This window comes from Moraxella cuniculi DSM 21768, assembly GCF_900156515.1.
GTDB classification, from domain to species: domain Bacteria; phylum Pseudomonadota; class Gammaproteobacteria; order Pseudomonadales; family Moraxellaceae; genus Moraxella; species Moraxella cuniculi.
Genome location: NZ_FTNU01000005.1, coordinates 17,999 through 37,522, shown reverse-complemented (window position 1 = coordinate 37,522; position 19,524 = coordinate 17,999). Strand labels below are relative to the sequence as shown.

Sequence of the window (19,524 nt, the reverse complement as noted above, 5' to 3'; positions counted from 1 at the left end):
GACTAAAGTGTATTCATGTTCACCTTGAGCAGTGAATAAAGTTGCATGAGTGGGCAGCTGCTTGTGTGTTGATGCGGTCTTTTGTGTGATTTTATGAAAGACTGATTAAATTTAATTTTAGGGTAAGCGTAATGACAACTTATTATAACGATCCCGATCACATCGAAACCCAAGAGTGGTTAGATGCTTTTGAATCGGTCATCAAAAATGCCGACAAAGATCGTGCACAATTTTTATTAAAAGCACTATACAACATGGCAGCACAAGAAGGTTTGCCGTTTAATCGCTTGGATACAGCTTACATCAATACCATTGCTGTCGAAGATGAGCCGACTTATCCGGGCGATTTGCACATGGAACGCAAAATCCGTGCTTTGGTGCGATATAATGCACTTGCGATGGTGATGCGTGCCAACCAAAATAATGACGATTTGGGCGGGCATTTGGCGACTTTTGCATCATCAGCAACGCTGTACGAAACAGGATTTAACCATTTTTGGCGTGCACCAAGCGAAAATCACGGCGGCGATATGATTTATTACCAAGGTCATGGAGCCCCAGGGATGTATGCTCGCTCTTTTTTAGAGGGTCGCTTGTCTGAAGAGCAACTAGAAAACTTCCGCCGTGAGGTTGATGGCAAGGGTCTGTCAAGCTATCCGCACCCTTATTTGATGCCTGATTATTGGCAATTTCCAACCGTATCAATGGGTCTTGGGCCGTTGATGTCAATTTATCAAGCACGCAACCAAAAATACCTAACCAATCGCGGTCTGATTAAAGATGAAGATCGTAAGGTTTGGGCATTTTTGGGTGATGGTGAGACGGACGAGCCAGAGAGCTTGGGTGCAATCTCAATGGCAGGTCGTGAGAAACTTGACAACCTGATTTGGGTAATCAACTGTAACCTACAACGACTAGATGGTCCTGTGCGTGGTAATGGCAAGATTATCCAAGAGCTTGAATCGGTATTTCGTGGTGCAGGCTGGCGTGTAATCAAGGTGATTTGGGGCGATCATTGGGACGCATTGCTTGCCAAAGACAAATCAGGTGCACTCAAAAAACGCATGGAAGAAGTTGTTGATGGCGAATATCAACTTTATGCAGCACGCGATGGTGCCTTTGTACGCAAAGAATTTTTTGGCAAATATCCAGAATTAGAAGAGCTTGCCAAAGAGCTAAGCGATGAGGACATTATGCACTTAAACCGTGGTGGCCATGATCCGAAAAAAGTATATGCAGCCTTTAGTGCAGCCATGAAAACCAAAGGTCAGCCAACGGTAATCTTGGTAAAAACTGTCAAGGGCTATGGCCTGTCAAGCCAAATTCAGGCTGTAAACAAAGCTCACCAACTAAAAAAATTGGACGAAACAGGACTGAAGTATTTCCGCGATCGTTTTGATTTGCCATTTACCGATGAGCAATTAAAGCAATTGCCGTTTTATCGCCCAAGTGAAGATTCGGCAGAGTATAAGTATCTGATGGGTCGCCGTGAGTCATTGGGTGGTCATTTGCCTGCTCGCCGCAGCGGTCATATTCCGCTAGAAATTCCTGAGCTGTCTATTTTTGATCAGGTACTACAAGGCTCAAAAGGCAAAGAGCAATCAACAACGATGGTGTTTGTACGCTTGCTGTCAGCACTATTAAAAGACAAGGCTCTGAACAAATATGTCGTGCCAATCGTTCCTGACGAAGCTCGTACCTTTGGTCTTGAGGGTATGTTCCGTCAGTTGGGGATTTATTCATCGGTAGGTCAGAATTATGTTGCCGAAGATGCCGAAGCCTTGATGGGTTATCGCGAGGCAAAAGACGGCCATATGCTAGAAGAGGGTATTAACGAAGCAGGTGCGATGAGTGCTTGGATTGCATTGGCAACCAGTTACTCGGTGAATGCTTTGCCAATGATTCCAATGTATATTTATTATTCAATGTTTGGTTTCCAACGCATTGGTGATTTGGCATGGGCTGCAGGCGATTGTCAGGCTCAAGGTTTCTTGTTTGGGGCGACAGCAGGTCGCACAACGCTCAATGGCGAAGGCTTGCAGCACCAAGATGGTCATAGTCATATCTTATTTGGCACGGTGCCAAATTGTGTTACCTATGACCCATGTTATGGCTATGAGCTGGCGGTAATTATGCACGATGGCTTGCGTCGTATGTATGGCGAGGGTGAGCGTGTGTATTATTACATTACGCTGATGAATGAAAACTATGAGCAACCTGCCATGCCGCAAGGTATTGAAGAAGGCATCAAGCGTGGTATGTACTTGCTTGAGGACAATCGTTCTACCCAAGTGCAACTGTTGGGTTCTGGGGTGATTTTGCGTGAAGTTCAAAGAGCGGCTCGCATCTTGCAAGAAGAGTTTGGCATCACGGCAAATGTGTGGAGTGTAACCAGCTTTAATGAATTGACCCGTGATGGTATGGCGTGTGATGATTATAACCGTCTGCACCCAACCGCCGAACAAAAGACACCATGGATTACTCAGCAATTGGCTGCTCACAAGGGTATCGTGGTTGCTGCAACGGATTATATGCGTAACTATTCAGAGCAAATCCGTGGCTGGTTGCCTGACTCTCGCCCTTATGTTACGCTTGGAACTGACGGCTTTGGTCGTTCGGATAGCCGTGCCAAATTGCGTAGTTTCTTTAATGTCAATGCTGAACATATCGTGGTCGCCACCTTGAAAAAACTGGCTGATGAGGGCGAAATTAATGTCCGCCTTGTACAAGATGCAATCAATAGCTTCGATATTGATGCAGACCAAGCACCCGCTTGGCAGCCGCAGCCACAGTATGACTTTTTCCCAGATGCACCAGCACCAAAAACTACGCGTGCCCCAAATCCTGTACCAGAGTTGATTGAAGAGTCAGATGAGGCTATTAATCAGCAAGGTCGCAGCGAGGACAAGGCTGATGCAGCTTTATTAAACGATAGCAATATCCAAGAACCCAAATAATAGGAGAATGTGATGGAAATCAAAGCCCCCGATTTGGGTGTAGAATCAGCAGAAGTTGCCGAAATCATGGTAAAAGTTGGCGACAGCGTCAGCGAGAATGACAATTTGGTTTTGGTTGAATCTGATAAGGCTTCGGTAGAAGTGCCATCGCCAACTGCTGGTGTGATTAAGCAAATTCATATCAATACAGGCGATAATATCAGCGAAGGCAGCTTGTTATTCACAATCGAGTCAGCTTCTGTATCAACGAATGAAACCCAACAGACCGATGCGGTAGTGGAGTCAGAGCCAAGCGAGCCTGCTGATGAGCAACAAGTAGCAGAGCAGCCGTCAGCACCGACCGCTGCAGCTACTGGTGGCAGCCAGACGCACAACCTACCTGACCTTGGTGTAGAATCAGCAGAAGTTGCAGAAATCATGGTGGCAGTTGGCGACAGCGTCAGCAAAGACCAACCGCTGATTTTGGTTGAATCTGATAAGGCTTCGGTAGAAGTGCCATCGCCAACCGATGGTGTGGTTGAGGCAATTTTGGTTAAAGCAGGCGACAGTGTCAGCAATGGACAAGCGTTTATCACCATTGCAGCTGCTGGCAAGCCTGTGGCACAAGAAAGCAAAACCACCCAAGAAAAATCTGCACCAACTCAAACGCAAGCTGAGCCAAAGGCAGCAGAGACAAGCCCAAGCAAGCCTGTAGCGACCACCGACAAACTGCCTGAACAGGTTGTGAACGAAAAAGCAAAAGATGTCTATGCAGGCCCTGCTGTGCGTAAATTGGCACGAGAACTGGGTGTGGATATTAGCACCGTAACAGGCACTGCCACCCATGGCCGCATCCTAAAAGAGGACTTATTCGCCTTTGTTAAAGCGGTGATGAATGGTGCTGCCAGTAAGCCACAAGCGACCACAGCGTCGGCAGATGTGCGTTCAGGCTTGCCAAACTTGCCTGATATGAGCAATAAAGAGATTTGGGGTGAGATTGAGGTTGAGGATTTGACTCGTCTACAAAAAGTCTCAATCCCACAGCTTAATTATAACACTTATCTGCCACAAGTAACCCAGTTTGATTTGGCGGATATTACAGATACTGAAAATCTGCGTAATGAGCTAAAAGGTGAATTTAAGGCACAGGGCATTGGCTTGACGATTTTGGCATTTATTGTCAAAGCGGTTGCGTATGCCCTGACCGAGCATCCAAAATTCAACTGCCATCTGTCTGATGACAACACGCAAATTTTGATTCGCAAATCGGTCAATATGGGCATTGCCGTAGCGACTGATGATGGTCTGATTGTCCCTGTGATTAAAGATGCCCAAGCCAAAGGCATTAAGCAGATTGCCATTGAAATTGGTGAGCTTGCCAAAAAAGCACGAGACAAAAAACTGTCTGCAAAAGAACTGCAAGGTGCCAGCTTTACCATCTCAAGCCAAGGCAACTTGGGTGGCACAGCATTTACGCCACTGGTCAATTGGCCACAGGTTGGCATTTTGGGCATCTCCGAAGCATCATTCCAACCACGCTGGAATGCTGCCAGCAAGAGCTTTGAGCCACGCTTGATGTTGCCACTGTCGCTGTCATACGACCACCGTGTCATCAATGGAGCAGATGCTGCCGTGTTTACGCGTTATATCGCCAAACTGCTTGCAGATCCTCGTCGCATTTTGCTTTGATTACACACCAAAAAACAGCATATCGTTGATGTGCTGTTTTTTTTATTTGCCATCAATCAGCAATTGGGGATTTGTTGTGGGTCAATGCCACACGCTGATTTGGGCAATTTGATATGCTGACCTTTATCAATAAATATTTGCCATCACATTATCCATCAATAGCTGATATAAAATATTATAAATAATAAGTATTATTAATTTATCTAATGTTAAACTGGCATAGTCATTATGATGACTATAATTGGTGATTAATTTTTATTTTTAAGATAAATTAAGCTGAGCTGAAATTATGATTCATTGATAATATCAGTGGCTGATTTTTCACAGTTGCACCAAAAGACAACAAAGCCACCAATATGCCATTTTGGCATTTTGTACGAGATGCAAGTATTTGCATGGCTATAAAATTAAAACCAATTTTTGTCAGTGGCATAATGGGCTGCTGCATGGTTGATTGTGGGCAAAATTACCAAAAATTATGATTCAGATGCCCTGTGGCAAACAGCTCTTTAATCGGTGAGTAACTGCGGCGATGCTCGGGTAAGATGCCGTGCGTGGTGATGGCGGCTTTGTGCTGGGCGGTGAGATAGCCCTTATGCTTGGCAAGTCCGTATTCTGGATATACCTTATCCAAAAGTAACATTTGGCGATCGCGATGCACTTTGGCAAGAATGCTGGCACAAGCAATGCTGCTGTGAGTGGCATCACCTTTGATAAGAGTTTGATTTTGATAAAAAAATTCAGCACAGCCGCCTTGTAGGTTCGGGAATTGATGTCCATCAACAACAATCTGGGTATTGCGTGGCACGAGATGATGGCGAGCAACCAGAGTTTCGATTGCCAGACGCATACCAAGCAAAGTGGCGTGCAAGACATTGATTTCATCAATGACACTGCGTGGTACATCGATAATTGCATAATCAGCCGCCAGCAGTTTTATGGGTTCAAACAATCGCTCACGGCGGGTTGCTGTGAGTTTTTTGCTGTCGTTAATCAACTCAATTGGGGTTGTGCGTAAATCCACCGAATTAAATTCACCGCTAAATGTTGCAGGTAAAATTACTGCAGCGACAGTAAGATTGGCAAATAATGCTCCTCTGCCAACCTCGTCAATACCGATAATAACTGGCGTATCGCTGATTTTGGCATCAGGCTTGGTGATGATATTGCATTGTGTGATGAGTGAATGATCAATCATAATTTGTTCTGAAAATAGCTTTGTAATACCGACTGGGCGGCACCATGATGGCTGTCTGCACGCAAGGTCTCAGTGGTTTGCTGTAGCAGTTGTATTTGTGCTTGTTGATTGTTGAGTATGCCGAAAACTTCGGCACTGACTGTCTCGGCAGTGGCATGATGCTGGATAAGCTCAGGCACGATCGCCTTGCCAGTTTGTCCATGAGCCAAAATATTAGGCAGGGCAACATAGGGGATTTTGACGAGTCTCTGGGCGATGGCAAAGCTTAATTTGTTCATTTTATAAACAACAACCATTGGGCGGTTTAGCAATAGACATTCAAGCGTTGCTGTGCCTGAAGCCAGCACAACAACATCACTGACATTCATACAGGCATGGCTTAAAGATAAATCGCTTGGCTTTTGGTTGCTGTTATGCAAAATATGCAAAGCTGCCAGCAGGTCTGGGTGTGTGTTTTGTGCGATTTGCCGTATCAAATCAGCTTGTGCTGGCGTGATGACAGGTAGGATAAATTGGCTGTTTGGCAGCATGTCATGAATTTTTTTGGCACTGTCTAATAATAGTGGCAAAATAGCATGAATCTCACCATTGCGAGAGCCTGCCATAAGGCAAATGCGGTGGCTGGCTTGCTTCAGTGTTGCCGTGCCAAATGCTGTGGTTTGCTGGATAAATTCGTGCAGACGCACAGGCATGGGGCGTGTATCGGCGTGAAGTTTGCTCAATAAGGGGTGTCCAACACAAACGGCAGGGTGCTGATGTTTTTGATAAACTGCCAGCTCAAATGGAAATAAACACAGCACCAAATCAGTTGCTTGCTTGATGCTGTTGATGCGGTTTTCTCGCCATGCCCAAATGCTTGGGCTGACATATTGCACACAAAAAATCCCTTGTTTTTTTAATGACTTACCCAGTCTAAGGTTAAAATCAGGAGCATCAATACCGATAAAGATGTCAATTTTTTCATCAAAAAATGCTGATAAAATTTGTTTTTTTGCTCGCACAAGGTCGGGCAGATGCTTGATGACCTCTATTAGCCCCATGACTGACAGCCGACTCATCTCAATCAGGCTATTTAGTCCCTGTGCTGCCATTTGTTGTCCGCCAACACCCACCCAGCGAATGTTCGGGTGAAGTTGGTTCATCTGCTGCATAAAATCACCGCCCAATGCATCGCCAGAGACTTCGCCTGCAACGATACCGATGGTTAAGGTAGGATTGCTCATCTTAGTCGCCCAGTTTTTTCTTTTTTAATAATACCAATACCGCACCGTTGCCGCCATCATTGGCTGGTGCCGAAACAAATGCCATAACCTCGTTCATTTGTCGTAGCCAACCATTGACGCAGGTTTTGATGATGGCATCTTTGCCTTTGCCGTGTACAATTTTTACGACAGTTTCGCCTTGATTGATCGACTGATGAATCAGCAGCTGTACGGCAGATCTTGCCTCTTCAATGCTTGAGCCATGCAGATCTACAGCGTCATACCACCGCAATTTGCCTTGTTTTAATTGCTCGAAGACTTTGTTTTGTAGCGTTGGGTTTTTGTAGGATAAATATGCCTCGCCAGCAACGGGATTTAGCAGTGCTTGCATGTCTGATAATGTGCCACCGATTTGCTCATCACCTTGTGCTGCCATGCGGCGGCGTAGTGTATTATCATCAACGGCGGTTGGTTTTTTTTGGCTGACGGTTGGCGTGTTTTTTAGTGGTACGACCCCGTGCATGGCTTGCAAAAATAATTGCTTATCATCATGGCTTGTTGGTCTGTCAGCTGCTACGGGGGTTTTTTGGGCAGTTACAGTGGGCTCAGGTTTGCTAAGCTTGGCAAGTGCTTGCTGCTGTGATTTTGATAAAATATCTTTAAAACTTGGTGTACTCATACTAATTTATGCGTGATAAATTTGGGCAAATTTGCTGGATTTTTGTCTAATAAGGGTGCTAATAAGCGTGTTGCTGCTAAATTAATTGGCCAAAGCGACAAAGCCGCCCATGGGCGACCTTGTGGTGTAATCAGCGATTTGCCAGATGTGGCTTGATGGTTTTGGCAAATTTTCGTAGGGTTTCTACCGTTGCCTCCCAATCCAGACAGCCATCGGTAACTGATTTGCCATATTCTAAGTCGTCCAAATTCACAGGAATGTTTTGGCGACCGCCTTTAAGATGGCTCTCAATCATCAGCCCCATGATCGACTGGTTGCCATTGGCGATTTGGCTTGCGACATTTTGGATAACCATGGGTTGTAAATATGGATCTTTGCCACTGTTGGCATGGCTGGCATCAATCATGATTTTGCCGTTGGTTTTGCCTTTGGCAAGCTCATTTTCGGCGGCAGCGACAGCAGTTTCATCATAATTTGGCTTGTCATTGCCGCCACGCAGGACGACATGAGCGTATTTGTTGCCTTTTGATTTGATGATAGCGACTTGACCATCACCAGACAAACCCAAAAAGCTATGACCTGACTGCACCGCTTGCATGGCATTGACCGCAACCGTCATGCTGCCATCGGTACCATTTTTAAAGCCAACAGGGCAAGACAGACCAGAACTCATTTCTCGGTGTGTCTGGCTTTCGGTGGTGCGTGCACCAATTGCTGACCAGCTGATGAGATCTTGGATATATTGTGGCGTGTTTGGATCTAGGGCTTCGGTGGCACAAGGTAAGCCTTTTTCGTTCAGCTCAAGCAATAATTTGCGTGCAATGTGCAAGCCTTTTTCGATATCAAAACTGTCATTCATGTCAGGATCGTTGATTAATCCTTTCCAGCCTGTGGTGGTGCGAGGTTTCTCAAAATATACACGCATGACAATGAACAGTTCATTTTTTAATTCTTCTGAAAGAATTTTTAATTTATCAGCATATTCTTGGGCGGCAACTGGGTCATGTATAGAACAAGGACCAACAACGACCAAGATGCGTTTGTCCACACCGTCTAAGATATTCTCAATAACTTTGCGACCAGTTAGGACAGTTTGATAAGCATTGTCTGATAAGGGCAGTTTGGATTTTAGGCTGTTTGGCGTAATCAGCGGAATGAATTTTTCAATATTCACGTCATCAATTTCTTTGTGCTGTGTGGTAGGCTGGCTCATGTTAGCTCCCTGTTTTATATGAGTTGGCAGCTTGATTTGATTTGCTGCGATACTATTTGGCTCAATGAGGCGATGCCATAGAGAAAATAAAGCACATTATGCCTGTTGTTGCTATTGATTACAAGCCAAAAATGCTGTTTTCTGACAATTTTTTGTGAAATTTTTACAATCATGTGCCAAAAAATCAGCAAATTTCTGCATGGCGTTGTCTGGTAAAGTTGGGTTTGTTAGCGGAGCTTCTTTGTTTCTGTCAAAATTGACCAACCAATCCCAAGTTCTTGGATTTCAAGATGTATAAAATTGTGCTATTATAGTGCTTTTATAATCAAGCAGATAGTGTTGAGTATGAATGACGCAATGAGTTATGCCGAGATTCAGGCAATTGTTGATGAAGATTTTGCCATCATGGATAAGCAGGTTTTTGGCAGTCTAAATTCCAAAGTGCAGCTGGTGATGAGTGTCTCAAAGCATGTGATTGACGCTGGTGGCAAGAGAATGCGTCCATTGATTACGCTATTGACCGCCCGAATGCTGCAAGATGTACAAAGTGAGCAGGCAATGCAGCTGGCGGCGATTACCGAGATGCTGCATACGGCAACTTTGGTGCATGATGATGTTATCGATGCTTCAGGGCTGCGTCGTGGCAAGCCGACCGCCAATGCCACTTGGGACAATGCCACAGCGGTGCTGGTGGGGGATTATTTGATTGCCCGTTCTTTTAATTTATTGGTTGGGTTTAATAATTTGCCACTGCTAAAGCTGTTTAGCGATGGCACTTGCGATATTGCCGAAGGGGAGGTGCTACAGCTACAACATCAGCACAATCCAGAGGCTTGCGAGGCGGATTATATGCAAATCATTGACGGCAAAACTTCACGATTGTTTATGATGGCGACCAAAGGTGCGGCGTTATTGCAGGGTCGTGATGAGCTGCTTGATGATTTGGGGGCGTTTGCTTATCATTTTGGTAATGCCTTTCAGATTATAGATGATGTGCTGGACTTTAGTGGCGACATGGCAATCATGGGCAAGAATTTGGGTGATGATTTGGCAGAAGGTAAGCCAACTTTGCCAATCATAAAAACATTAGAATTTCTAAAAAATTCAGCCAGTGATGATTATGATAAATTACGCATTGCTGTTCAGACGGGTAAGGTAGATGATGCGGCGGTGCTGATTGACTTGGTGCGACAATCTGGGGCAATAGAATACTGCAAAAATCAAGCACTTGAGCAGACCAGATTGGCACAAGAAGCACTGGCACGCTTGCCTGACAATCGCTATCGAGACGGGCTGTATCAATTGACCAAACTTGCCAGCTCTCGCCTATCTTAGGTGGGGTTAAAGGTGTAGTTTTTTGATATTATTTAAAAAATTTTAATAATATCATGATTTTGGCGAAAAAATCTACGGATTGATGATTTGGGTAATATCCATCAAGCCAAAGGGATAGCACAGCAGGCGATTGTTGGCAATCAAAATAGGAATGCTGCTGCCAAGCATATCAACGAGTAATAAATCGCTGCTATCGCTTAAATCAAGCGTTGCCAGTGTGGGCGGATTTGTGATAATACTCAATGCTTGATTAACTGTTTGTGTAGCAATTTGGCATAAATGACAACCATCAGTGCCAAGCAGATACCATGTTTTTGCTGCATGAGTTATCGTAAAACAAGCCAAAATCTCAGCAATGATTTGTGTGCCATCTGGGTGAGCGTGGCTCAAAAGATGCTTATTTGTGTTGAGTTGTGCAAGTATCAATCGGGTGCTGGGGCTTAAGATGGTAGACATGGCGGTGTTTTTTTGCTTAAGGTGTTTTGTGTATTTGGCATAAAATAGGGGTTATTTTAGCGTGTTTCGCTGGCTTTTTAAATGGGTAATTGCACCCATGTTGCTGCTATTTTTTGGCATTCAGTTGCTGGTTGCCTTACTGCTTATTTGGTGGGCGAATGCACCTGTGCAAACTTCTGCATTCATGCTTTGGCACAGATTATCAGGCGGTGAGGTTGTGCAAACTTGGGTGGATTATGACAAAATTGCCACCCCTGTCAAGCAAGCCGCCATTGTCAGCGAGGATGCGAAATTTAGCACGCATCGAGGCTTTGATTTTGCCAGCATACAAGCAGCCATGCGTGCCAATGAGGCAGAAGGGGCGGTTAGTGTGGGCGGCTCGACCATCAGCCAGCAGCTTGCCAAAAATTTATTTTTAACCTCGCATCGTTCTTATATTCGTAAGGGCGAAGAGGCACTGATTACAGTGATGATGGAAAGCCTGTGGCAAAAGCAACGAATCTTGGAAGTGTATCTGAATGTTGCTGAATTTGGCGAGGGGATTTATGGCATTGAGGCGGCGGCTTGGCATTATTTTCGCCGTCCAGCCGCCAAGCTAAATCGTGAGCAAGCGGCGTTATTGATCGCACTATTGCCCAATCCCAAATACTACGGCAAAAATCTAACCGCCAAACGCCTGCGTAATAAACAGCGGATTATCTTGCGGCGTATGAACAGTGCAAGATTGCCTTGAGTTTGTCAGTTTATAGCCTTGGATTGTCATCAAACTGTCATAAAAATGCCATAGAATGGTTAAAAGACAGTTGGACGATGCTGCCAAATTTGGCAAAATAAAAGGCACTTAGCAAGCGGTCGGATATTTAATTTATAATGATGTATTAATTAAGATAAAATTAAAAATATAGCCAAGGCGAGAGATGATTATTTTTCGCCTTTTAAGGACAATTGGGAATTATATGATGAATAGCTCAAATAAACAGCATGAGACAGCCGCGACAATCCCGCCTACAGCTCAAGATAATCGCATGACAGCCAACCAAGCCTTGATTGAGCTTGAGGGTTTGTTTGATGAAAAGGGTAAGTTTACGCCAAATTGCTACATTAATCGTGATTTGTCGGCATTGAGATTTCAGTTGCGTGTCTTGGCACAAGCGGCAAATCCCAATCACCCTTTGTTGGAACGAATGTTCTTTTTGACCATTTTTTCGTCAAATTTAGATGAGTTTTTTGAGATTCGTGTTGCAGGCTTGTTACAAAAAATGAAACAAGGCGATCAAGTCAGCAGTTTAGATGGTAGAAAACCCAGCGAAATTTTACAAATCATCAGCAAAATCGCCCACGGTGCGGTTGATGAGCAATATCGTATGCTCAATGAGGATATTTTGCCCGAGCTTGCCAAGCATGAAATCCGTTACCTAAAGCGTGATGAGCTAAATGACAAGCAGCGTGCATGGATGAAAGAGTATTTTGTCAGTCAGGTGATGCCTGTTTTGACGCCGATTAGTATCGACCCTGCCCACCCGTTTCCAAGACTGGCAAACAAATCATTAAATTTTATTGTAACGCTTGATGGCAAAGATGCCTTTGGTCGTGATATTAACCTTGCCATCGTGCCAGCCCCGCGTTCGCTGCCACGCGTCATTCGCCTGCCTGATGAGCTAACAGGGGGCAAGGACCATCATGTCATGCTTTCGGCGGTGATTCATGAATATATTGGCGAGTTGTTTTTGGGCATGACAGTAACAGGCTGCTATCAATTCCGCCTAACGCGTAATGCTGACCTTGCACTGGCTGATGATGTTGATGATATTGCAAAAGCATTAGAAGGCGAGCTTAATAATCGCCGCTTTGGGCAAAAGGTGCGTTTGGAGGTAACGACCAACTGCCCACAGCAAATCAGCGAATTTTTGTTAAGGGAATTTGCATTGGATAGCTCGCAGCTATACCGTGTGAACGGCCCTGTAAATTTGACACGGCTTTTGACCAGTTTTGATTATCCAAGGCTGAAGTTTTCACCATTTACTGCCGCCATTCCTAAGGCGTTTCAGGGCTTAAACAAAGCCGACACAGGCTCAATGTTTGCCACCATTGCTCGTCAAGATGTGCTGGTGCATCACCCATTTCATGCCTTTAGCCCTGTGGTGAACTTGCTGTGGCAAGCGGCCAATGACCCTGATGTGCTGGCAATCAAGCAGACAATTTATCGCTCTGGGGTTAATTCAGAAATTGTCCAAGCACTTGCCGCTGCTGCTCGTAATGGCAAAGAAGTAACGGCAGTGATTGAGCTGCGTGCAAGGTTTGATGAGGCATCCAATATTGCTGTGGCAAATATGCTCCAAGAGGCAGGTGCGGTGGTGGTTTATGGCATTGTCGGCTACAAGACGCACGCCAAAATGATGCTAATTATTCGCCGTGAGGCGGGCAAAATCCGCCGTTATGCACATCTGGGCACAGGGAATTATCACGCAGGCAATGCCAAGGCATATACGGATTATGGATTATTTACCGCCAATGAAGAAGTTACCGAAGATGTTGCTGGGGTATTTTGGCAATTGACTGGCATGGGCAGACCGTTGCCTTCCAAGCAGATTTTGCACGCACCATTTACACTGCATGATACGCTGATGCGACTGATTGACGATGAGATTGCTCATGCCAAAGCGGGCAAAGTTGGGCGAGTGATTATGAAATTCAACGCCCTAACCGAACGCAAAATTATCAATAAATTGTACGAAGCAAGCCAAGCAGGCGTGCAGATTGATTTGATTGTGCGGTCAATTTGTTGCTTGCGTCCACAGGTGGCAGGATTGTCTGAAAATATCCGTGTGCGTTCAGTGGTGGGGCGGTTTTTGGAGCATACACGCGTGTATTATTTTGCCAATGATGTACAAAATGGCGGTCAAGAACGGCTGTACTGCGGTTCGGCAGACTTGATGGATCGTAATTTATTACACCGTGTTGAGGTGGCATTTCCAATTTTAGATAAAAAATTATTCAAAAAAATCTATGAAGATGGATTGATAAATTATCTAAAAGATGACACTCAGGCATGGGAATTGTCAGGCACTGGCGAATGGTATCCAGTGGTAGGTGGCACGCACAATGCTCAAAGTTATTTATTAAATAAAATATCGTTAAATATCAAATGAATACATTATCTGTCTGTCCTTGTGGTTTGGGCGATGTTTATGAGCAGTGCTGTCAGCCATATCATTTGGGAGAGCTTGCAGAAAATGCCGAGCGACTGATGCGTTCTCGTTACAGTGCTTTTGTGTATCAAGAGATTGACTATATTATCGCCACGACTTTGCCCATTCAACAGCATCTGCTGGATAGGGCGGCACTGCTGGCATGGACACAGCGGCTGACTTGGCAAAAATTGACCATCAAACAAGTGGCAAAATTAGATAGGCTGCACAGCAAAGTGCATTTTTGTGCAGATTTTATTTATAATGACACAGGTGTGCAAGAATGCCACGAGGAGCATTCGGTCTTTGTGCAGATGATGAATGCTCAAAATAAGCCTTGCTGGTATTTTTTGGATCCAACTGTGCCGATACTGCGAAACAGACAAGCTGTCTGCCCATGTAAATCAGGCAAAAAATTTCAGTCGTGCTGCGGCAGATTTTTATAAATATGACAAACGACATACCGCATAAACAGTTGTTGCTTTTTTGTATCGGCAAATTATGATACAATCAACAGGCATCTGCTGTCGATGATACAAGCATGGCAGTGGTGCATTTGGATTTGATAATTTTGATAAGGTGGCTTTATGGCGGGTAATACAATTGGACAGCTTTTTCGGGTAACAACTTGCGGTGAGTCGCACGGTGTGGGGCTGATGGCAATTGTTGATGGCGTGCCACCGGGGTTGCCATTGACCGAGGCGGATTTACAGATTGAGCTTGATCGCCGTAAACCAGGCAGTTCAAAATTTGCCACCCAGCGACAAGAAGACGATGTTGTACAGATTGTCTCTGGTGTGTTTGAGGGGCGAACAACAGGCACGCCGATTGGGCTGATTATCCATAATACCGACCAAAAATCCAAGGATTATGGCAATATCGCCAATACTTTTCGCCCAAATCATGCCGATTATAGCTACACGATGAAATATGGCTTTCGTGATTATCGTGGCGGCGGTCGTTCGTCTGCTCGCGAGACGGCGATGCGTGTTGCCGCAGGGGCGATTGCCAAAAAATATTTATCACAAAGACTTGGTATTACTATCCGTGGCCATGTAACACAAATCGGCTCAGAAAAAGCAAATAAATTGGACTGGCAAGAAGTGGCTAATAATCCATTTTTTTGTGGTGATGCTGATGCCGTGCCACGCTTTGAGCAATTGATTAATGATTTGCGCAAGCAAGGCACAAGCTGCGGTGCTAAACTTGAGATTTTTGCCGAGAATGTTCCTGTTGGTTTGGGTGAGCCTGTCTTTGATCGCCTAGACGCAGACATTGCTCACGCGATGATGAGTATCAATGCAGTAAAGGCGGTGGAGATTGGCGATGGTTTTGCGGTGGTTGAGCAATATGGGCATACCAGCCGTGATGAGCTGACTCCAGATGGCTTTACCGCCAATCATGCAGGGGGTATCTTGGGCGGAATATCCAGCGGTCAAACGATTCGGGTTGCTATCGCCCTAAAGCCAACCGCCAGTATCACCACTGCAGGTAAGAGCATTGATTTACAAGGTCAGCCAGTTGATGTGATTACCAAAGGTCGCCACGACCCTTGTGTTGGTGTGCGTGCCACTCCGATTGCAGAGGCAATGCTTGCGATTGTGCTTTTGGATCATTATCTACGCCACCGAGCCCAAAACGCCGATGTTGTAGCACCAATTGAACCAATCGCCTGATGATTATTTGGGTGATGTGTGTTGCTTGACAGGGCTGTGGCAAGTGCTTGAATTTATTAAGCTATTATTAATTAAATTGGAATTTGAATAAATCAGCCAAAACTGTTTTTGCTAGTGTTTTGATGGGTTGGGAGTAGGGCATAATGCTAAAAAATTCTAAATTTTGCATTGCTGGTGCTGCTTGGTTGCTTGTGTTGCTAAGTGGCTGCAAACCGCAAGCAGAAACCCAAATCCTGACGATTGACGACACGCCAAAGCAAGAGGAGCAAGCAGAGTCGCCAGCTTACAAAAATAAAAAAGACAGCTGTCCTCGCTTGGTGCAAAAAAAGGTGGACAGCACCCAAGTTCTGCGTCAAGACAGCATGACAGGCAAAAGTTGTGATTATTTTATTTACCCATATATCGGCGATACGGTGCAGGCTTCGGTATCTGACAGTCGCATCAGTCTGACGCTTGTTCGTCCAAACTGGCACGACTTTGCCAACGGGTCTTATCAGGTCAGCGACAATGGTCGCCATGTCATTCGTTTGCAGTATGATGCTTTTGGCAGCAAGCCACCTGTGATGGATTATGTTATTGAGATTGATATTCAACCTGCGGTAAATTAACAAGAGTTCTTAACCAAGTGCGCATTATTACAGTTGATAATACGCCCTGTTTTGTCAGGGTGTTTTTATTATATTTTTATAAAATTTAATTAATTAAAATTTAATATCATGATAAAAATAAAGATGCTGCGTTGGGTAATTTTGACAAAACCAAACTGATTTTATCCCATAAAAATAGCCGATTGCTCGGCTATTGTGGTATGGATTATTGCTCATTCCAGCGTTTTTGACTTTCTTTGATAACTTCGGTTGCAACATCAATGCCAAAAAACCCCTCAACAACGGTCGTGCCAGCTTTTTTAAGGTCTTTATAATGGCTAAAGTGGAAGTTTAGCTGTTTGATAAGTTGTTCAGGCAAATCTGCCAAACTGTTGTAGGCATTACCATTGTTGCGGTCATCGGCTGGCACAACGATGATTTTGTCATCAACTTCACCATCATCAACGAATTTCATCACGCCGATGACTTTGGCTTGTAAAAAAATGCCTGTGCTTAGTGGTTGGTCAGTGATGATCAGTGCGTCCAACTCATCGCCGTCCTCGTCCAAAGTTTGTGGAATAAAGCCGTAATTGCAAGGCTTGGCAAAGGCAATCGGCTCAACACGATCAAGCTCAAAGCACGCCAGTTGGCGATTCCATTCGATCTTGTGGTTTGAGCCTGTTGGAATCTCAACCACGACATTGATGATGCCACCATCAACATCACCTGCGTCCAAAATTTTGTTAAAATCTGCCATAATATGCTCCTATGATAAAAGTAAAAAACCGTGTTATTTTAGCGTATCTTGGGGTCGTAATTCAACCAAGCCTGCGTGCCGTTCGGCGATATTTTTGATAAATTGCTTGATAAATTCGCCAGTGTGTTGCTTGTCAAATTGCCCAAAGCTCTCAAGTTTTGCCATGGGCATACCTGCATAACCACAAGGGTTGATGGCGTCAAAGGCGGTCAGATTATTGACAAGATTAATAGCCACACCATGATAGCTAAAACCCTGTTTAATCTTAAATCCCAAACTGGCAATTTTGCCAAGCATATCACCATCGTGATTATAAATATACACGCCGGGTGCATCACGGCGTGATTTGGCATACAGCGAGCTGGGCAGATAAGGGCTTAGCACATCTTCGATGGCTTGCTCAGCATGACTGACCAAATCACGCACACCAAAGCCTAGTCTGTGCAAGTCAAACAACCAATAAACCACCAACTGCCCATAGCCATGCCAAGTTACCTGACCACCTCTGTCAGTCTGGATAATTGGGGTGTCGGTTCGGTACAAAATATGCTCAGCCTTGCCTGCTTGACCCAGTGTATAGACATCTTGATGCTCGACAATCCATAATTCATCAGGGTGATTTTTGCCTGCTTTTTTATCCTCAATGCGTTGCAAGGTATGGTTAAGCATTGCCTCGTGTGTGCTTTGGTAGTCGGCATTATCAAGCAGACGGACATAAAACTGCGAGCTAAGTGGCTGTGAATTGCTAAGTTGTAAAGAGGGGGTGAGTGCGTTCATGGCGTGATTTTTGTGATTATTTGGCTGTATCATAATAAAGAGTTTGCCAACAGATTGCAAGATGCATTGATGAATTTGCCAAAATCACAAGCTGACTTTGGGTTATAAATGACACAAAATCGATACCAAAGGGTGCAAAATTCGTTGATTTTGTGTATCATAGTGCCAAGATTGCCAGCTTAGTTATTATCAAGGACTGCTTTATGAGCATTTTATCTACAAATCAACCAATCATCAGCTCGCTGCTTGATAATGATTTGTACAAATTCACCATGCTACAAGCAATGTTGCACCAGTTTCCGCAGACGCATGGTGTGTATCGCTTTCGCTGTCGCAATCATCATGAGGCTGCTTATCCACTGGCGAGCTTGTATGAGGATTTGCAGACCCAGCTGGATTATCTGTGTCAGCTAAGTTTTGCTCAAGACGAGCTGGATTATTTGCGTAGTTTGCGTTTTATTAAATCTGATTTTGTGGATTATTTGGAACTGTTTTCATTAAAACGCCGATTTATTCGCGTATCTATTGCTGATAATTTGCTCAATATTGATATCGAAGGGCCGATGATTCAGGCAATGTTTTTTGAGATTTTTGTCTTGTGCATTGTCAATGAACTGTATTATCGCCGCCTAAGTAATGAGCAGATTATCAAAGAAGGGCAGCGGCGTTTGGAAGAAAAAATTGCCCTGCTTCAGCAATACGATGCCGAACAAACCGCCAAGGGCGTGCCTGATGAGCTGGCGTTTACGGTGGCGGATTTTGGTACTCGCCGCCGTTTTAGCAAAGCATGGCATTATCATGTGGTCAAATCAATCAGCAGTGCCTGCCCAAAGATTGTGCGTGGTACTTCCAATGTCTATCTTGCCAAGCAGTTGGGGCTGACACCCATTGGTACAATGGCACATGAGTTTATGCAGGCATTTCAGGCACTTGATGTGCGATTGCGTGATTCACAAAAGGCGGCACTGGAATGCTGGGTGCGTGAATATCGTGGCGATTTGGGCATTGCCTTGACCGATGTGGTGGGCATGGAGGCATTTTTGCGTGATTTTGATTTGTATTTTGCCAAGCTGTTTGATGGTTTGCGGCACGACAGTGGCGATCCGTATCAATGGGGCGAAAAAGCCATCGCACATTATCACAAATTAAAAATTGACCCAAAAACCAAAATTTTAACTTTCAGCGATGGTCTGACCTTGCCAAAAGCATGGGATTTGCATCAATATTTTGCAGGCAGAATAAAAACTGGCTTTGGCATAGGGACAAATCTTACCAATGACATGGGCATCACACAGCTAAATATTGTCCTAAAATTGGTGGCGTGCAACGGACAACCTGTTGCCAAAATCTCTGACAGTCCCGGCAAGACCATGATTGAGGACGATACTTATCTTGCTTATTTAAGGCAAGTTTTTGAGATTAAATAAGTACTCAAAAGTGGTTATGCCTCGTCATCGCCATCAATAAGCAACTCTGCACCTGCATTGGCAAAGGCCGATTGTAATGCCGCCTCAACTGCCTCAATGCGTGATTGGCATACACGATATGCTGCCAAAGATTCTTCAACAATCGACACCAGATTGTCAATATCTATCTGGTCGGATTGCTCCAGCTTGTCGGCATTATTTTTTAGGATTTGATAGGCGTCTTTAAAGTTATCAACGCCCAATTTATCATGCGTGGTCTGACTCATGGTTACTCACTGATTCTCTGGTCTGACTATTGTAGCGTAATTTTATTGTCTTGTTAAGCACTTGCGAGCAGATTGTGCTATTTATTAATTCAATTCAAAATATTCATTTATTAAAGTTAATTTACAGCCCAACTTATT

At 44.5% G+C, this 19,524-nt stretch carries 17 protein-coding genes; 9 read left to right on the top strand and 8 right to left on the bottom strand.

Features of this window, described 5'->3' with window-relative positions:
* Window positions 1-131: 131 nt before the first annotated feature.
* Both aceE and BW928_RS04350 read left to right on the top strand, forming a co-directional pair.
* Window positions 132-2,957: a pyruvate dehydrogenase (acetyl-transferring), homodimeric type gene (aceE, locus tag BW928_RS04355; protein WP_076555021.1), complete on the top strand. Its 2,826-nt coding sequence runs from the start codon at window positions 132-134 to the stop codon at window positions 2,955-2,957.
* Between the two features lie 12 nt (window positions 2,958-2,969).
* Window positions 2,970-4,625 (top strand): dihydrolipoyllysine-residue acetyltransferase, encoded by a 1,656-nt coding sequence (locus tag BW928_RS04350; protein ID WP_076555020.1) that lies wholly within the window; start codon window positions 2,970-2,972, stop codon window positions 4,623-4,625.
* Window positions 4,626-5,091: 466 nt separating this feature from the next.
* Here BW928_RS04350 and rnhB read toward each other — a convergent pair whose 3' ends face one another.
* The 4 genes from rnhB to BW928_RS04330 form a co-directional block, all read right to left on the bottom strand.
* The gene (gene rnhB, locus BW928_RS04345) at window positions 5,092-5,823 is read right to left on the bottom strand and encodes a ribonuclease HII (RefSeq protein ID WP_076555019.1); all 732 of its coding nucleotides are present in this window, start codon (window positions 5,821-5,823) and stop codon (window positions 5,092-5,094) included.
* Window positions 5,820-7,046, bottom strand: a complete 1,227-nt coding sequence (gene lpxB, locus BW928_RS04340; RefSeq protein WP_076555018.1) for a lipid-A-disaccharide synthase — start codon at window positions 7,044-7,046, stop codon at window positions 5,820-5,822. Before lpxB ends, rnhB begins: the two co-directional genes overlap by 4 nt.
* 1 nt (window position 7,047) lies before the next feature.
* The gene (locus BW928_RS04335) at window positions 7,048-7,704 is read right to left on the bottom strand and encodes a Smr/MutS family protein (RefSeq protein ID WP_076555017.1); all 657 of its coding nucleotides are present in this window, start codon (window positions 7,702-7,704) and stop codon (window positions 7,048-7,050) included.
* A gap of 130 nt (window positions 7,705-7,834) precedes the next feature.
* A complete protein-coding gene (locus tag BW928_RS04330; protein WP_076555016.1) occupies window positions 7,835-8,917 on the bottom strand; it encodes a 3-deoxy-7-phosphoheptulonate synthase in 1,083 nt (360 codons plus the stop codon).
* Between the two features lie 345 nt (window positions 8,918-9,262).
* On the opposite strand from BW928_RS04330, the gene BW928_RS04325 reads away from it, so the two are divergent.
* Entirely contained in the window at window positions 9,263-10,252 is a 990-nt protein-coding gene (locus tag BW928_RS04325) for a polyprenyl synthetase family protein (protein ID WP_143821466.1), read from the top strand.
* 72 nt (window positions 10,253-10,324) lie between these two features.
* Here the strand turns inward: BW928_RS04325 and BW928_RS04320 are convergent, their stop codons facing one another.
* Window positions 10,325-10,708, bottom strand: a complete 384-nt coding sequence (locus BW928_RS04320; protein WP_076555014.1) for a hypothetical protein — start codon at window positions 10,706-10,708, stop codon at window positions 10,325-10,327.
* A gap of 97 nt (window positions 10,709-10,805) precedes the next feature.
* Here BW928_RS04320 and mtgA point away from each other — a divergent pair, with 97 nt between their 5' ends.
* The 5 genes from mtgA to BW928_RS04295 all read left to right on the top strand — a co-directional run bounded on the left by mtgA (window position 10,806) and on the right by BW928_RS04295 (window position 16,180).
* Entirely contained in the window at window positions 10,806-11,441 is a 636-nt protein-coding gene (mtgA, locus tag BW928_RS04315) for a monofunctional biosynthetic peptidoglycan transglycosylase (RefSeq protein ID WP_211277308.1), read from the top strand.
* Window positions 11,442-11,733: 292 nt separating this feature from the next.
* Complete coding sequence (gene ppk1 / locus BW928_RS04310) at window positions 11,734-13,857, top strand: polyphosphate kinase 1 (RefSeq protein WP_076555085.1); 2,124 nt, start codon at window positions 11,734-11,736, stop codon at window positions 13,855-13,857.
* On the top strand, window positions 13,854-14,342 hold the full coding sequence (locus BW928_RS04305; protein ID WP_076555012.1) for a YchJ family protein: 489 nt from the start codon (window positions 13,854-13,856) through the stop codon (window positions 14,340-14,342). Before ppk1 ends, BW928_RS04305 begins: the two co-directional genes overlap by 4 nt.
* Before the next feature lie 141 nt (window positions 14,343-14,483).
* The gene (gene aroC / locus BW928_RS04300) at window positions 14,484-15,572 is read left to right on the top strand and encodes a chorismate synthase (RefSeq protein ID WP_076555011.1); all 1,089 of its coding nucleotides are present in this window, start codon (window positions 14,484-14,486) and stop codon (window positions 15,570-15,572) included.
* A gap of 143 nt (window positions 15,573-15,715) precedes the next feature.
* Window positions 15,716-16,180 (top strand): hypothetical protein, encoded by a 465-nt coding sequence (locus tag BW928_RS04295; RefSeq protein WP_076555010.1) that lies wholly within the window; start codon window positions 15,716-15,718, stop codon window positions 16,178-16,180.
* A 205-nt stretch (window positions 16,181-16,385) separates the two neighbouring features.
* Here the strand turns inward: BW928_RS04295 and BW928_RS04290 are convergent, their stop codons facing one another.
* A complete protein-coding gene (locus BW928_RS04290; RefSeq protein WP_076555009.1) occupies window positions 16,386-16,916 on the bottom strand; it encodes an inorganic diphosphatase in 531 nt (176 codons plus the stop codon).
* 33 nt (window positions 16,917-16,949) lie between these two features.
* A complete protein-coding gene (gene lipB / locus BW928_RS04285) occupies window positions 16,950-17,693 on the bottom strand; it encodes a lipoyl(octanoyl) transferase LipB (protein WP_076555008.1) in 744 nt (247 codons plus the stop codon).
* A gap of 203 nt (window positions 17,694-17,896) precedes the next feature.
* Between lipB and pncB the strand changes: the two genes are divergently transcribed.
* Window positions 17,897-19,120: a nicotinate phosphoribosyltransferase gene (gene pncB / locus BW928_RS04280; protein ID WP_076555007.1), complete on the top strand. Its 1,224-nt coding sequence runs from the start codon at window positions 17,897-17,899 to the stop codon at window positions 19,118-19,120.
* A gap of 14 nt (window positions 19,121-19,134) precedes the next feature.
* Here pncB and xseB read toward each other — a convergent pair whose 3' ends face one another.
* Complete coding sequence (gene xseB / locus BW928_RS04275) at window positions 19,135-19,386, bottom strand: exodeoxyribonuclease VII small subunit (protein ID WP_076555006.1); 252 nt, start codon at window positions 19,384-19,386, stop codon at window positions 19,135-19,137.
* Window positions 19,387-19,524 lie beyond the last annotated feature (138 nt).